General features: G+C 71.9%; 13 protein-coding genes. 6 read left to right on the forward strand and 7 right to left on the reverse strand.

What is annotated here, in order from left to right; genetic code table 11:
* The first annotated feature begins 328 nt into the window (after window positions 1–328).
* Window positions 329–3,646, forward strand: coding sequence for an AfsR/SARP family transcriptional regulator (locus OHN19_RS31145; protein ID WP_330267387.1), 3,318 nt, complete (start codon window positions 329–331; stop codon window positions 3,644–3,646).
* A gap of 30 nt (window positions 3,647–3,676) precedes the next feature.
* Here the strand turns inward: OHN19_RS31145 and OHN19_RS31150 are convergent, their stop codons facing one another.
* On the reverse strand, window positions 3,677–4,492 hold the full coding sequence (locus OHN19_RS31150; protein ID WP_330267388.1) for an ABC transporter permease: 816 nt from the start codon (window positions 4,490–4,492) through the stop codon (window positions 3,677–3,679).
* A complete protein-coding gene (locus tag OHN19_RS31155) occupies window positions 4,489–5,517 on the reverse strand; it encodes an ATP-binding cassette domain-containing protein (protein WP_330267389.1) in 1,029 nt (342 codons plus the stop codon). Before OHN19_RS31155 ends, OHN19_RS31150 begins: the two co-directional genes overlap by 4 nt.
* Window positions 5,518–5,610: 93 nt before the next feature.
* Here OHN19_RS31155 and OHN19_RS43985 point away from each other — a divergent pair, with 93 nt between their 5' ends.
* Window positions 5,611–5,895, forward strand: a complete 285-nt coding sequence (locus tag OHN19_RS43985) for a hypothetical protein (protein ID WP_419249545.1) — start codon at window positions 5,611–5,613, stop codon at window positions 5,893–5,895.
* Window positions 5,892–6,086 (forward strand): hypothetical protein, encoded by a 195-nt coding sequence (locus OHN19_RS43990; protein WP_419249546.1) that lies wholly within the window; start codon window positions 5,892–5,894, stop codon window positions 6,084–6,086. The genes OHN19_RS43985 and OHN19_RS43990 overlap by 4 nt, the downstream gene beginning before the upstream one ends.
* Window positions 6,087–6,140: 54 nt before the next feature.
* Here the strand turns inward: OHN19_RS43990 and OHN19_RS31165 are convergent, their stop codons facing one another.
* The 4 genes from OHN19_RS31165 to OHN19_RS31180 all read right to left on the reverse strand — a co-directional run bounded on the left by OHN19_RS31165 (window position 6,141) and on the right by OHN19_RS31180 (window position 11,014).
* Window positions 6,141–7,361 (reverse strand): MFS transporter, encoded by a 1,221-nt coding sequence (locus OHN19_RS31165; protein ID WP_330267390.1) that lies wholly within the window; start codon window positions 7,359–7,361, stop codon window positions 6,141–6,143.
* 95 nt (window positions 7,362–7,456) lie between these two features.
* Entirely contained in the window at window positions 7,457–8,506 is a 1,050-nt protein-coding gene (locus tag OHN19_RS31170) for an endonuclease/exonuclease/phosphatase family protein (RefSeq protein WP_330267391.1), read from the reverse strand.
* Window positions 8,507–8,710: 204 nt separating this feature from the next.
* A complete protein-coding gene (locus OHN19_RS31175; RefSeq protein ID WP_330267392.1) occupies window positions 8,711–9,343 on the reverse strand; it encodes a TetR/AcrR family transcriptional regulator in 633 nt (210 codons plus the stop codon).
* An 84-nt stretch (window positions 9,344–9,427) separates the two neighbouring features.
* Window positions 9,428–11,014: an MFS transporter gene (locus tag OHN19_RS31180; RefSeq protein WP_330267393.1), complete on the reverse strand. Its 1,587-nt coding sequence runs from the start codon at window positions 11,012–11,014 to the stop codon at window positions 9,428–9,430.
* A gap of 203 nt (window positions 11,015–11,217) precedes the next feature.
* Between OHN19_RS31180 and panB the strand changes: the two genes are divergently transcribed.
* Together panB and OHN19_RS31190 are read left to right on the forward strand one after the other, a co-directional pair.
* On the forward strand, window positions 11,218–12,084 hold the full coding sequence (panB, locus tag OHN19_RS31185) for a 3-methyl-2-oxobutanoate hydroxymethyltransferase (RefSeq protein ID WP_330267394.1): 867 nt from the start codon (window positions 11,218–11,220) through the stop codon (window positions 12,082–12,084).
* 142 nt (window positions 12,085–12,226) lie between these two features.
* A complete protein-coding gene (locus OHN19_RS31190) occupies window positions 12,227–12,754 on the forward strand; it encodes a VOC family protein (protein ID WP_330267395.1) in 528 nt (175 codons plus the stop codon).
* 116 nt (window positions 12,755–12,870) lie between these two features.
* Here the strand turns inward: OHN19_RS31190 and OHN19_RS31195 are convergent, their stop codons facing one another.
* Complete coding sequence (locus tag OHN19_RS31195; RefSeq protein WP_330267396.1) at window positions 12,871–14,907, reverse strand: NAD(+) synthase; 2,037 nt, start codon at window positions 14,905–14,907, stop codon at window positions 12,871–12,873.
* 107 nt (window positions 14,908–15,014) lie between these two features.
* Here OHN19_RS31195 and OHN19_RS31200 point away from each other — a divergent pair, with 107 nt between their 5' ends.
* Window positions 15,015–15,416 carry a hypothetical protein gene (locus OHN19_RS31200; protein WP_330267397.1) on the forward strand — a complete coding sequence of 134 codons (402 nt, stop codon included), beginning with the start codon at window positions 15,015–15,017 and terminating at the stop codon, window positions 15,414–15,416.
* Window positions 15,417–15,493 lie beyond the last annotated feature (77 nt).

Genomic DNA, 15,493 nt, shown 5'->3' on the forward strand with positions numbered 1-15,493 from the left:
GGGTGGGGGGTATCCGTCCTCGGTCCGGCGGCTCGGTCGCTTGAGATGTGCTCGGTTCCGGACGCCGGCCGCTGCGGGCGGACACCCCCCACCCCGTCCCCTTCACGCCGTACGCGGCGAACGGTGCGTGGGGGCGGACGCGGCGGCGGACGGTCCGGTCCTGGCGCAGGTCAACTGCAACCCCTTAGGGGCGCGGGGAACTGCGCGACAAGCCACAACGCACCCGCACCCGCCCGACAACAGAACCCGCCACCCCCATAGGCGTACTCGACACCCCACCCGAGGGAACCCCGTGACCCGTCCCGACGCCAACAGAGACAATGGCCCCGTGCGCTATCGCATCCTCGGCACCACGCAGGCACTCCGTCCCGACGGCACCACCGTCCCCGTCGGCGGCGCGCGGCTGCGTGCTCTGTTGACCGTGCTCGCTCTGCGGCCCACCCGCACCGTCCCGGTGACCGTGCTGGTGGACGAGGTGTGGGACGGTGAGCCGCCCGCCGACGCGACCGGCGCCGTGCAGGCGCTGGTGGGGCGGCTCAGGAGGGCGATCGGGGCGGAGGCCGTGGCCTCCGTGGACGGCGGTTACCGACTCACCGCCGCGCCGGACGACATCGACCTGCACCGTTTCGAGCGGCTCGCCGGTGACGGCGTGCGGGCGCTGGCCGACGGCGACCCCGCCAAGGCGGCGGCGGTCCTGGACGACGCCCTCGCCCTGTGGCGCGGCCCCGCCCTGGCCGACCTGCCCGACCGTACGGCCGAGGCGGCCCGCGCCGAGGCCCGGCGTCTGGACGCCCTCCGCACCCGCCACGCCGCCGCGCTCGCCCTCGGCCACGCCGACCAGTCCCTGCCCGAACTGACCGCCCTCTGCGACACCCACCCCCTGGACGAACCCCTCCAGGCCCTCCGGCTGCGCGCCCTGCGCGACACCGGCCGCACCGCGGAGGCGCTGGCCGCCTACGAGTCCGTACGGCAGCTGCTCGCGGACCGGCTGGGAGCGGACCCGGGGCCCGAACTGCGCGCGCTGCACGGGGAGTTGCTGCGGCCGGAACCGCCGTCCGCGGCGGCCACGTACACCCCGGCCGCCCTGCCGCAAAGTCCCGCGGCGGGAGCCCACGCCACCGGACCGACCTCCCCGCCGCTCGGCAACCTCCGTGCCCGTCTCACCTCCTTCGTCGGGCGGGAAGCCGACATCGAGGCCATCCGCGGGGACCTCGCGAGCGCGCGGCTCGTCACGCTGCTGGGGCCCGGCGGGGCCGGGAAGACCCGGTTGTCGCAGGAGGCCGGGGAGACCGTGGGGGAGGCCGCGCGGGACGGGGTGTGGCTGGCCGAGCTCGCTCCGGTGGACGATCCGGACGCCGTGCCCGAGGCCGTGCTGACGTCCGTGGGGGCCCGGGAGACCGTGCTGTACGGCGCCGGTGCCGAGGCGATGAGGGCGGCCGGCAGCGAGCGGCTCGACGATCCCGTGGAGCGGCTCGCCGAGCACTGCGGCAGGCGGCGCATGGTGCTGATCCTCGACAACTGCGAGCATGTCGTCGAGGCGGCCGCCCGGCTGACGGAGACGCTCCTGGAGCGCTGCCCGGGGCTGACCGTGCTGGCCACCAGCCGTGAACCCCTCGGTGTGCCGGGGGAGTTGCTGCGACCCGTGGAGCCGCTGCCGGAGCCGGTCGCGTTGCGGCTGCTCGCCGACCGGGGGGCCGCGGCCAGGCCGGGGTTCCGGGTGGACGAGGATCCGGAGGCCTGTGCCGAGATCTGCCGGCGACTCGACGGGCTGCCGCTCGGTATCGAGCTCGCCGCCGCCCGTTTGCGGATGTTGACGCCGCGTCAGATCGCCGACCGGCTCGACGACCGCTTCCGGCTGCTGACTTCGGGCAGCCGTACCGTCCTGCCCCGCCAGCAGACCCTGCGGGCCGTCGTCGACTGGTCCTGGGACCTGCTCGACGAGGAGGAGCGGGATGTCCTGCGGCGGCTGTCGGTGTTCGCGGGCGGGTGCGATCTCGCCGCCGCCGAGGCCGTGTGCGGGCCCGGCGCCCTGGAGGCGCTCGGCTCGCTCGTCGACAAGTCCCTTGTGGTGGCGGCGCCTTCCGGGGACGGGGAGATGCGCTACCGGCTCCTGGAGACCGTCGCCGAGTACGCGGGCGAGCGCCTGGACGAGACGGACGGCATCCGTGCCGACGCCGAGCGCGCGCACCTGACGTACTACCGCGAACTCGCCCGCGCCACCGACCCGTTGCTGCGCGGCCCCCGTCAACTCGAGGCCATCGGGCGCCTGGAGCGCGAGTACGAGAACCTCCGGACCGCCCTGCGCCGGGCCGTCGCCGCCCGCGACGAGCAGGAGGGGCTGTGTCTGGTCCTGTCGCTCGCCTGGTACTGGCAGATGCGCGACCTGCGCATCGAGGCCCGCAACTGGTCCAGCGAGGTGCAGCAACTCGGCCCCGACCCGTTCACCGAGCCGGTCCGCCCTGCCCTGCCGGTGCGGGAGCGCTGCACGGACACCGCGCCGCCCTGGACCGGCGAGGTGCTCGAGGAGGCCCGGCGGGGCGCCCATCTCGTCCATCTCGCCTGCATGGACACCGAGTTGGACGCCTGGCAGAACCAGCACGCGCAGGCCAAGCTGCGGACCATCGCCGCGACCTACGAGCCGGGCATGGCGCAGACCTGCCGGATGCCGGGCTCGCTGTGGTTCTTCGCCATCATGCTCACCGGGGACATGGACAGGTTGCGGGACGTCATCAAGGCGACCGTCGACACCTGCCGGGCCACCCCGGGCCACGAGTGGGAGCTCGCCGCCGCCCTCCAGTGGCGGGCCAACCTGCTCGCCAACCGCTCCGACTGGGCGGGCGACGCCATCCAGGACGCCGAGGAGGCGCTGGAGATCTACGAGCGGATCGGCGACCTGTGGGGCACCGCGGAGGCGCTCTCCGCGCGCGCCGAGGCCCATGAACGCAAGGGGGAGTGGCGGGCGGCGGCCGACGACTACGAGCGGGCGATCGAGCGGGCCGAACAGCTCGGTGCCCGCGCCCAGCGGTCCGTGCTCAACGCCCGGCTGGGCAGCGCGCTGCTGGAGACGGGGGAGGCGGAGCGGGGCGAGCGGCTGCTGCGTGAGGTGATCGCCGACCAGGACGGCGTCCGCAACGAGGCGATGCCCGCCTCCCGGATGTTCCTCGCCGGCCGGCTCGGCATGACCGGTCGCATTCCTGAGGCGCGTGAGCAACTGCGGCTGCTGCGCCAGCAGTTCGGCATCGCCCACTTCGTCATCTTCGACGCGTTCATCCTGGGCTCGGAAGCCTGGCTGGAGGCCATGGACGGCTGTTACGACGAGTGCCTGAGGCTGACGCGGCGGGCGCTGGAGAAGTCCGGGGACCCGCTGGCCCTGACCATCGCCCCCCATATGCGCACGATGTACCTGCACACCGCCGCGCTCGCCCTCGCCGCGGCCGACGGCGGTGCCCGCGCCCGGGACGGCGCCCGGTGCCTCCGGGCCGGCGACGCGCTGCTGCCCGCCGACCACGCCCCGACGACCATCGAGCGCACGGTGCGGGGCAACGCCGAGCGGGACCTGCGCGCGGTGCTCGGCGACGCGGCCTACGAGTCGGCGTACGCGGAGGGCGGCGGCCTCTCCCCTGAGGAGGCCGCCGCCCTGGTGTGACGCGCACCGACGCCCGGGCGCCTGGGCCGGTCAGTTCTTCGTGCGGAACTTGTGGATGGCGTACGGTGCCGCCACCGCCGTGATCGCCGCCGACCAGGCGAGTGTCACCCACAGGTCGTGGGCGACCGGGCCGCCGACCATCAGGCCGCGGGCCGCGTCGGCGAGCGTGGACAGCGGGTTGTAGTCGGTGAAGTGCTGGAGCCAGCCCGGCATCGAGGCCGTCGGCGCGAAGATCGACGAGCCGAACTGGAGCGGGAAGAGCACCAGGAAGCCCATCGCCTGCACGGACTGGGCGTTCTTCAGGATCACGCCCAGGGTGAGGAACACCCACATGATGGAGGAGGCGAACACGGCGGACAGTCCCACCGCCGCGAACAGTCCGGCCCAGTGGTGGATGTCGAAGCCGACCAGAACGGCCACGATCATCAGCACGGTGGTCGCGAACAGCATCCGCAGCAGTTCCACGGAGATCTTCGCGAACAGCACCGAGCCGCGCCCGATCGGCAGGGACCGGAAGCGGTCCATGACACCGGAGTTGAAGTCCTGGCTGAAGCCGGTGCCGACGCCCTGGGAGAGCGTCATGCTCATCATCGCGATCATGCCCGGGATGACGTACTGGACGTAGCCGTCCTGCCCGCCGCCCAGGGCCTGCCCGATCGAGCCGCCGAAGACGTAGACGAACAGCAGGGTGAAGACGACCGGCATCAGGATCGCGTCGAACATCGACTCCGGGTCCTGGCGGATCCACAGCAGGTTGCGGCGGACGAGGGCGCCGGTGTGGCGCAGGTGGCCGCGCAGCGGGATCCGGGCGTCGGCGTCCGTGATGCTGGCGGTTGCGGCGCTCATACGGCGACCTCCTCGCGGGTGTCGTTGGTGGGCACGGTGTCCTGCGGGGCACTGGCGCGGTGGCCGGTGAGGGACAGGAACACCTCGTCCAGGCTGGGCAGTTCGGTGGTGATGGAGGAGAGGGTGACACCGCGTGCGGTGACCGCGCCGACCACGGCGGTCAGCTGCTCGTCGCTGAGGATCGGCACGATGACGGCGCCGCTGTCGGTGTCCACGGTGCTGCCGGCGAGCCCGGTGATGCCGAGTTCGTCGATCCACCCGGCGAGCGGCCGCAGCTGCATCGGATCGACCGGCCGGACCCGCAGCGAGCGTCCGCCGACCTTCGCCTTGAGCTCCTCGATGGCGCCGGCGGCGATGACCTTGCCGTGGTCCACGACGGTCAGCTCGGAGGCGAGCTGCTCGGCCTCCTCCATGTACTGGGTGGTCAGCAGCACGGTCACGCCGTCCCCGACCATCCGCTTGACCTCGTCCCACACCTCGTTGCGGGTGCGCGGGTCGAGACCGGTGGTGGGCTCGTCCAGGAAGAGCACCTGGGGGCGCCCGATCATCGAGGCGGCGAGGTCGAGGCGGCGCCGCATACCGCCGGAGTAGGTGCTCGCGGGCCGCTTCGCGGCGTCCGTCAGCGAGAACCGCTCCAGCAGCTCGTCGGCCCGGGCGCGGGCCTCCTTGCGGGGCAGGTCGAGCAGCCGCCCGATCATGTAGAGGTTCTCCCAGCCGGGGAGCTTCTCGTCCACCGAGGCGTACTGCCCGGTGAGCCCGATCACGCGTCGCAGCTGCCGGGGCTGCCGTACGACGTCGTAGCCGGCGACGGTCGCCGTCCCGGAGTCGGCGGAGAGCAGGGTGGACAGAATGCGTACGAGGGTGGTCTTGCCGGCCCCGTTCGGCCCGAGCACACCCATCACGGTGCCCTCGCGCACATCCAGGTCGACGCCGTCCAGCGCCTTGGTCTCGCCGTAGTGCTTGACCAGCCCCCGCACGGAAACGGCGGAGTCCCCGCTCTGGGGGTTCTTGTCGATTCGCGTCATGCCGAGAACACTCCCAGCCCCCACCGACAAACCACCGACAGCCCGCCTACAGGGCCCTACAGCTCACCGACAGCCCCGGCGCGGCGTGGGACGATGACCCGCGTGTCGGGCCAGGTCTGGGTGTCTCTCATTTCGCTGGGCGGCGTCGCTCTGGGCGGCGTGCTGTCCTACCTCGTCCAGCATCGGACCCAGCTGTCGGCGGAACGCGCCGAGGCGCGGCGACAGCGGACCGCGGTGTCGGAGGCCCGGCGCGCGGAACGCCTGGCCCTGCTGGAGCGCTTCATCGAGGTCAGCGCCGAGGCGGAACGCGCCGCCTATTCCCGCCCGCCGATCACGAGCCCACCGACCCCTGGTTCCTCACGACCAGCGACACGATGAACCGCCTCTGGGTGGCCGAACGCCTCATCCGCGTCCAGTTCCCGCTACCGGTGCACGAAGCCGCCCGCGCTCACTTCCTCGACCTCAACCGGACCGTGTGGGAGGGCCTGCCGGAGGGCGAGAGCGTACGGGACCACCTGGAGGCCAACCGGCTGGCGTTCCTGGACGTGGCGCGGGAGTCGGTGGGGTGAGCGAAGGGGGGGCGCCCGGTGATCTCCGGGCGCCCCCCTTGGTCGTACGACTGCTCAGTGCCGCACGGCTTCCGCGTGCTCCGGCACATGCGAGGCGATGACGCGCTCCCGGCCGGTCGGTGCGGCCACGCGTCGCCGGTCCACGACCGCCGCCACCGCGGCGACGCCGAGGCCGAGCACGGCCAGGCCGGCGCCCGTCACCGCGGGGGACGTCACGCCGAGGCCCGCGGCGAGGGCCAGGCCGCCGATCCAGGCGCCGCCGGCGTTGGCCAGGTTGAACGCGGCCTGGTTGGCGGAGGAGGCCAGGGAGGGGGCGGCGGACGCCTTCTCCATGACCATCAGCTGGAGCGGGGACCCGGTGACGAAGGCCGCCGTGCCCAGCAGGACCACCGCGAGCGCGGCGCTCCACTGCGCCGACATCAGCGCCGGGAACAGGGCGAGGACCACGACCAGCGAGGTCAGCCCGCCGAACAGGGTGCCGCGCAGGGAGTGGTCGGCGAGCCGTCCGCCGAGCAGGTTGCCCACCGTCGCGCCCACCCCGAACAGGGCGAGCAGGAGGGTCACGCTGGAATCGGCGTACCCGGCGGAGTCCGTGAGCATCGGCGTGATGTAGCTGTACGCGGAGAACAGCGCGCCGAAGCCCGCGACCGTGGTGCCGAGGGCCAGCCAGACCGGGAGCGAGCGCAGGGCGGCCAGTTCGCCGCGCAGGCCCACCCGGGGCGCCTGGGTGTGGTCGTGCGGGATCAGCAGGGCCAGCGAGGCTATCGCCGCCAGGCCGATCGCGCTGACGCCGAGGAAGGTCGCCCGCCAGCCCAGGTGCTGGCCCATGAGCGTGGCGACCGGCACACCGGCGATGTTGGCCAGGGTCAGGCCGAGGAACATCAGGGAGACCGAGCGGGCCTTGCGTTCCGGGGCGACGAGACTGGTGGCGACGACCGCGCCGACGCCGAAGAAGGCGCCGTGCGGCAGACCGCTCACGAAGCGCGCGGCCAGCAGCCATCCCTCACCGGGCGCGAAGGCCGAGGCCGCGTTGCCGGCCACGAACAGCCCCATCAGGCCGATGAGGACCTTGCGGCGGGACATCCGGGCGGTGACCGCGGCGAGCAGCGGGGCGCCGATCACCACGCCCAGCGCGTACGCGGAGACGAGGTGACCGGCGGTGGGGATCGAGATGCCCAGGTCGTCGGCGACGTCGGGCAGCAGGCCCATCATGACGAATTCGGTGGTGCCGAGACCGAAAGCGCCGACGGCCAGTGCGAGCAGGGCCAGAGGCATAAAGGAGTCGTGCCTTTCGAAGGGGTGAGCGGAGTTCCGTACCTAGCTTATGTTCAGTTACGGAACAAACGTGCCCGCCCCAGGCTTCCCCCGGGTTACGAGGAGGTGGCGAGGTTCACACGCGCCGCCACCGGCAGATGGTCGCTGCCGGTCTCGGGCAGCGTCCACGAGCTCACCGGCTCCACGCCCTGCACCATGATCTGGTCGATCCGCGCCATCGGGAACGACGCCGGCCAGCTGAACCCGAAGCCGCTGCCCGCCGCGCCCTGCGTGGAGCGCATCTGCGAGGTGACCGCGTTCAGCGCGCGGTCGTTCATCGTGCCGTTGAGGTCGCCGAGCAGGATCTTGCGGGGCAGCTTCTCGTCGGCGATCGCCTCACCGAGCGCGTCGGCGCTGGTGTCGCGCTGGCGGGCGGTGAACCCGGCCTCCATCTTCACCCGTACGGACGGCAGATGAGCCACGTACACCGCGACCTGCCCGTCCGGCGCGGTCACCGTGGCCCGCATCGCCCGGGTCCAGCCCAGCTTGATGTCGACGGCCCGCACCCCGGTCAGCGGGTACTTGCTCCACAGCCCGACCGTGCCCTCGACCGCGTGGTACTTGTACGTCGACGCCAGCGCCTTCTCGTACACCGGCACCGCGGAGGCGGTCAGTTCCTCCAGGGCCACCACGTCCGCGCCGGAGGCGGCCACGTCCCGGGCGGTGCCGGCCGGGTCGGCGTTCTCGGCGTTGACGTTGTGCGTGGCCACCGTGAGGTCGCCACCGGTGCCGTTCTTGTCGGACAGCAGCCCGCCGAAGAGGTTCAGCCACACGGCCGCCGGCAGCACCACCGCGATCAGCGCGGTCGCCGACTTGCGCAGGAAGCCGAGCAGGAGCAGCACCGGGACGAACAGGCCCAGCCACGGCAGGAAGGTCTCGGTGAGACTGCCCAGGTTGCCCACGGCGTTCGGGATCTGCGCGTGCAGCAGCATCACCAGCGCGACGAGCACCGACAGGGCGGCCAGCACGATCCCGCGGCGCCAGATCCTTCTGTCACCGCGCCAGCCGGACACCGTACGGCCGAGCAGGCGCCGGAACCGGCCTCTCTGACGCTCGGGTCCCGAGCCGCCGTCCGCCGTCTCCGTCACGTACGCCTGCTGCGCCATACCGTCGCCTCACTACCTGCCGTGCACACCGTTCACCCCGTTGCCGGAGGGGTGTCAGACACCCCGTACGACCCTAGGGGATGATCGGCTCCCGTCTCGTCGTCCCATGACGACCGTACGGGGGCGATGACGTACAAGTCGGCGCGCCGAGTTCCGGATCCCGGCCGGGAAAGCGCCCTCTGTGACGAAACGCGCACACGGGTGCTACGACACGCGCGAACTGACGGGCCGTAGCCCTTCCAGGACGCTGTCGACGATCTGCTCCGACAGGCCCTCGGGGAGCGCGGAGCCCGGCAGCATGATGGTGCGGAACAACATGGGCCCCACGAACAGGTCGTTGAGCAGCTCGATGTCGATGTCCCCGCGCAGTTCGCCGTTCGCCTGCCCCCGGCGCAGGATGTCGAGCTGCTTCCGGCGCCGGGGCGCGACGACGATCGCGTGGTAGGCGCCCCACACCTTGGGACTGCTCTTCATCTGTGCGAAGACGCTGTGCAGCAGCGCCGACGAACGGGTCATCAGCCCGCGCTGGCGCAGCTGTTCGAGGAGTGCCACGAGATCGTCGCGCATCGAGGTGCCGGGCAGTTCCGGATCCGGCGGCTCGGCGGTGCGCACGACGTCGACGAAGAGCTCCTCCTTGCCGTTCCAGCGGCGGTAGATGGTGGCCTTGCCGACGCCGGCGGTCCGGGCGATCCGCTCGATGGACAGCTCCGCCAGCGGCACGCCGTCCTCCAGCAGCTTGATGACGGCCTCGATGATGGACCGCTCCACGGCCTCACTGCGGGGCCGGCCCCGCACCGGGACCGCCTGCCCGGACTGACTCTCGGCGAGGCCGCTCACGTCGCTTGGTCCTCTCTGTGGGATGAAGTGATTGTCCCTCGGACACGGCGGTGCCGGCGGCCGGGATCCGGCCACCGGCTCGCCCTACTCGCCCGCGGCCACCAACTCCTGCTCCTCCGGCCCCCGCTGAGGCTCCGTCGGCCTGCCCGGCAGGTACAGCGCCACGACCACGGCACCGACCACCGCCACCCCGGCTCCCCACAGCGCGGTGACGTGCATCGCGTGCAGGAAGGCGTCGTTGGCAGGACCGACCAGGGCGTCACCCCGGGGGCCGAGCTTCGCGGCGACGCCGAGCGTGGCCTCGATGGACTCGCCCGCGGTGTGCCGTACGCCTGCCGGGACGGTCCCGAGGTGGGACTCGATGCCGCTGCGGTAGGCCGTGGAGAGCACCGAGCCGAGGACGGCGATGCCGAGCGCACCGCCGACCTGCCGGAAGGTGTTGCTGAGCGCGGACGCGGAGCCCGCCTTCTCACGCGGCAGGGCCTGCATGATGACGACGCTGGTCGGGGTCATGATGTGCGCCATGCCGGTGCCCATGAGGAAGAAGATCACCTCGAGGAGCCAGATCGGCGTGTCCGCCTCCAGGAAGGCGAACGCGGACAGCATCGCGGCGATCAGCAGCATGCCGCCGGTGGTCGTCGCCTTGTTGCCGAAGCGGTCGACGACCAGCCGGGCGCGCGGCGCGAAGATCAGCTGCGCGGCGGCCAGCGGCAGCATCAGCAGACCGGTCTGGAGCGGCGAGTAGCCGCGCACGCTCTGGGTGTAGAACACCGAGAAGAAGGTCACGCCCATCAGCGCGAAGAAGACCAGCCCTATGGCGCCGATCGCGGCCGAGAAGACCTTGTTCTTGAAGTAGGTGATGTCGATCGACGGATGGTCGCTGCGCTTCTCGAACACCACGAAGGCGACGAGGACGGCGAGACCGGCACCGATGGTCGCGAGCACGGTCGCGTCCGTGAAGTCGGCGAGCTGGCCGCCCTTGATGATGCCGTAGACGAGCAGGACCAGGCCGATGACCGACAGCACCACGCCGATGGGGTCGATCCGCCCCGGGTTCGGGTCGCGGGAGTCCGGCACCAGCCACAGCATCAGCACCAGGGCGAGCACCACGATCGGCACGTTGATGAGGAACACCGAGCCCCACCAGAAGTGGTCCAGGAGCACCCCGCCGGTGATCGGGCCGATGGCGATGGCGAGGCCCACGCCACCCGCCCAGATGCCGATGGCCTTCGGCTGCTCCTCGCGCTCGAAGACGTTCATCAGGACGGCGAGCGTGGCCGGCATGACGAAGGCGGCGCCGAGGCCCATCAGCGCGCGGAAGGCGATCAGCTGGCCCGGCGAGCCGGAGAAGGCGGCGAGCGCGGAACCGGCGCCGAACACCACCAGGCCGCCCAGCAGCACCTTCTTGCGGCCGAGCCGGTCACCGAGCAGCCCCGCGGTGAACAGGAGCCCGGCGAAGACCAGGGTGTAGGCGTTGATCGCCCACTCCAGCTCGCTCTGGGTGGCGCCCAGGCCGGTCGGCGCCGGAGTCGAGATCGTCTTGATCGCGACGTTCAGGATCGAGTTGTCGAGCACCACGATCAGCAGGCTCAGCATCAGTACGCCGAGGATGGCCCAGCGGCGCCGGTGCACCGCTTCCGGGATCCGGGAGTCAGGGACTGCGGTAGTCATGCGGCCGAGCGTAGAGGATTTCCGATACGGCACCGTCTCGTATCGTAATTCTTTACCGAGACCTTACGTGCCGCGATGTCTGAGCGCCTGTGCCTGAACGGTCACATCGACCGCCCCTGGCCCTGACTGGCACGAGGTGCCACCATGGAGGTGATCCGGGGACGCCGTCAGGGCGCCTCGAGATGACGTAAGGAGCCGTTGCAATGACGCAGCTTTCGGCTGCCCGCACCACGCCCTCCGACGGCAGCAAGGCGCTGTACGGGGGGAAGGGCACACGCCGCATCACCGTCCGGGACATCGCCCTCGCCAAGGAACGCGGCGAGAAGTGGCCCATGCTCACCGCCTACGACGCGACGACCGCCTCCGTTTTCGACGAGGCCGGCATCCCCGTGATGCTCGTCGGCGACTCGGCGGGCAACTGTCACCTCGGCTACGAGACCACCGTGCCCGTCACGATGGACGAGATGACCATGCTGTCGGCGGCCGTCGTACGGGGCACCTCGCGCGCCCTGATCGTCGGCGACCTGCCCTTCGGCTCCTACCAGGAGGGCCCGGTGCAGGCGCTGCGCTCGGCGACCCGGCTGGTCAAGGAGGCGGGCGTCGGCGCCGTGAAGCTGGAGGGCGGCGAGCGTTCCCACGAACAGATCCGGCTGCTCGTCGAGTCCGGCATCCCGGTCATGGCCCACATCGGCCTGACCCCGCAGTCCGTGAACGCCATGGGCTACCGCGTCCAGGGTCGCGGCGAGGAGGCGGCCCAGCAGCTGCTGCGGGACGCCAAGGCCGTCCAGGACGCGGGCGCCTTCGCGGTCGTCCTGGAGCTGGTCCCGGCGGAGCTCGCCGCCGAGGTCACCCGGGTCCTGCACATCCCGACCGTCGGCATCGGCGCCGGCCCCGAGACCGACGCCCAGGTCCTCGTCTGGACCGACATGCTCGGCCTCACCGGCGGGCGGGTCCCGAAGTTCGTCAAGCAGTACGCCAATCTGCGCGAGGTCATGACCGGCGCGGTGAAGGCCTTCGCGGAGGACGTCGTCGGCGGGACCTTCCCGCTGGAGGAGCACTCCGTGCACTAGGGGCCACCCGCCCCTCGGAGCCACAGTGGCACCACGCGCCCCGCCGATCTTCCCCCGTCGGCGGGGCGCCCCTGTTCTAGGACAGGATCTGACCTACCGCTCGCTTAACGTCGTCAGTGTCCGATACGACGAAGGGGCCGGCATGAGCGAGCAGCGGACCAGCGCAGCACCCGAGGGCTACACCACCGTCGCCCCCTGGGTCGTGACCGACGACACCGGAGCCTTCCTCGACTTCGTCACCGAGGTGTTCGACGGCGTGGAACTCGGCAGGGTCGCCACCGAGTCCGGCGCGATCGGACACGGCGAGATCCGGATCGGCGACACGGTCGTCCTGGCCTTCGACCGGAGCCCCGACTGGCCGGTCATGCCGAGCCTGCTGCGGGTGTTCGTGCCCGACGCGGACGAGACGTTCACCCGGGCACTGGCGGCCGGCGCCCGCGTGGTCACGCCCCTCTCCGACAGCGCCTTCGGCCAGCGCGGCGGCCGGATCAAGGACCCCTTCGGCACCATCTGGTGGGTCGTCGCCCACGTCGAGGACGTGCCGGAGGAGGAGATGTGGCGGCGGCTCAGCATGCCGGAGTACGCGGAGGCGATGCGGGTGGCGCAGGAGACGTTCGATGCGGAGATGACGGGGCGTGAAGCTGGGCGCAGCAGTACGCCGGTCAGGTAAATCCAGCCCGTCCGGCGTTTGAGGACGAGGCCCTCGGGCCGATGGGGGTCTGGGGGCGCACCCCCCAGGGACGCGCACCCCCACCGACCCGCACCGGCCCCACCGACCCGCACCGCTCAGTCGAACCGCTCCAGATCCCGCAGCCACGCCCGCGCAGAGCCATCGCTCGGTGCCCGCCAGTCACCGCGAGGCGACAGCGAACCCCCCGCCGACACCTTCGGCCCGTTCGGCATGGCCGACCGCTTGAACTGCGCGAACGCGAAGAACCGCTTGCAGAACACCTCCAGCCACCGCCGGATCTCCGGCAGGTCGAACGTCCCGCGCTTGCCCTCGGGGAACCCCGGCGGCCACTCACCGCCCTCCACGTCGTGCCACGCGTGCCACGCCAGGAAGGCGATCTTCGACGGCCGGAAGCCGTACCGCAGCACATGGAAGAGCGTGAAGTCGTGCAGCGCGTACGGCCCGATCTTCGACTCGGTGGACTGCATCTCCTCGCCCGGCACCAGCTCCGGGCTGATCTCGGTGTCGAGGATCGCGGCGAGGATGCGGCCGGTCTCCTCGTCGAACTGGCCGCTGCTGATGACCCAGCGGATCAGATGCTGGATGAACGTCTTCGGTACGCCCGAGTTGACGTTGTAGTGGCTCATCTGGTCGCCCACGCCGTACGTCGACCAGCCGAGCGCCAGCTCCGAGAGGTCGCCGGTGCCGAGCACGATGCCGCCGCGCTGGTTGGCGAGCCGGAACAGGTAGTCGGTGCGCAGGCCCGCCTGGACGTTCTCGAAGGTGACGTCGTAGACCGGCTCCCCGGAGGCGAACGGGTGGCCCATCTCCTCCAGCATCAGCCGCGCGGTCGGCGTGATGTCGAGTTCGGCCGCGGTGACCCCGAGCGCGGCCATCAGCTTGTGGGCGTTGTCCTTGGTGTGGTCGCTGGTGGCGAACCCGGGCAGCGTCCAGGCCAGGATGTCGCTGCGCGGGCGCCCGGCGCGGTCCATCGCCCGCGCGGCCACGATCAGCGCGTGCGTGGAGTCGAGGCCGCCGGACACGCCGATGACCACCTTGGGGCCGCCGATCGCGGCGAGCCGCTGCTGGAGCCCGGCGACCTGGATGTTGTAGGCCTCGTAGCAGTCCTGGGCGAGCCGGTCGGCGTCGGCGGGCACGAACGGGAAGCGCTCCAGGCGGCGCTTGAGACCCAGGTCGCCGACCGGCGGGTCCAGCTCGAAGGACACCGTGCGGAAGTCGCCGGTGCGGGCCTGATGGGTCCGCCGGTTCTCGTCGAACGTGCCCATCCGCATCCGCTCCTGCCGCAGCAGGTCGAGGTCCACGTCGGCCACCGCGTACTCGTCCCCCTGCGGGAACCGCTCGGTCTCGGCCAGCAGCACGCCGTTCTCGTAGACCATCGCCTGCCCGTCCCAGGACAGGTCGGTGGTCGACTCGCCGAGTCCGGCCGCCGCGTACACGTAGGCGGCGAGGCAGCGCGAGGAGGCCGAACGGCACAGCAGCTTGCGGTCCTCGGCCCGGCCGACCGTGATGGGGCTGCCGGAGAGGTTGACCAGGACCGTCGCACCGGCGAGCGCGGCCTCCGCGCTGGGCGGCACCGGCACCCACATGTCCTCGCAGATCTCCGCGTGCAGCACGAGACCGGGGACGTCGCCGGCCTCGAACAGCAGGTCCACGCCGAACGGTACGGCCGTGCCGCCGACGCGGATCGAGCCGCCCCGCTCGTCGGCGCCGTCGCCGATCTGCCGACGCTCGTAGAACTCGCGGTAGTTGGGCGGGTACGACTTCGGTACGACCCCGAGGACCCGGCCGCGGTGCACGATCACCGCGCAGTTGTAGACCCGGTTGCGGTGGCGCAGCGGGGCGCCCACGACCAGCACCGGCAGCAGCCCGGCCGACCCGGCCACGACCTCCCCGAGCGCCGCCTCGACCTCGTCGAGCAGCGCGTCCTGGAGCAGCAGGTCCTCGATGGAGTAACCGCACAGCCCCAGCTCCGGGAAGACCGCGACGGCGACCCCCTCCTCGGAGCACCGGCGCGCGTGACGCAGCACCGCTTCGGCGTTGGCGGGCGGGTCCGCGATGACGGTGTGACCCGTACACGCGGCGACGCGTGCGAACCCGTGCTGATAGATGGACCAGAAGTTCGACTGAGGCACGGATCCAGTGTAATCGTCAGAGCGACACTATGGCCTCTGGGGGTGTGAGAGGCCTTACGCGCACCACCCATTGCCGGATTGTCATGACCTTGTCTTCAATAGGCGGTATGACCGGCATCAGCGGCACTCGGGACCACGGTGGGCACCTCGCGACGGACTGGGGCTGGTTCCTGGCCTGGCTCCTCGTCGGCGCCTGCGCCGGCATCGGCCTCGCGGCGATCCTGACGGTGGGGGCGGCCTTCCTCGTACTCGCCGCGGTGGCCGCGGTGCCCCTGGCCCGCCGGGGCCCCCGCCGCGCCGTCGTGGGCGCCGTGTCGGGCCTGGCCCTGCCCGTGTTCTACCTCGCGTACCTGAACCGGGGCGGCCCCGGGGAGGTCTGCCACGCGATCTCCGGCGGGCAGGCCTGCACCGACGAGTACACGCCGGTCCCGTTCCTGGTCGTCGGGGCCCTCCTGCTGGTCGCGGGTCTCGTGATCCACGCGACGGCCGGCCGCCGGGCGCGCACCTGACGACGGCGGACCGGACGCACACGAGGGCCCGGCCCCGGGGCTCTCACCTCCGGGACCGGGCCCTGTCGGACGTGTGT

Origin of the sequence: Streptomyces griseorubiginosus, from assembly GCF_036345115.1 — a bacterium.
In the GTDB taxonomy this organism is placed as follows: domain Bacteria; phylum Actinomycetota; class Actinomycetes; order Streptomycetales; family Streptomycetaceae; genus Streptomyces; species Streptomyces griseorubiginosus_C.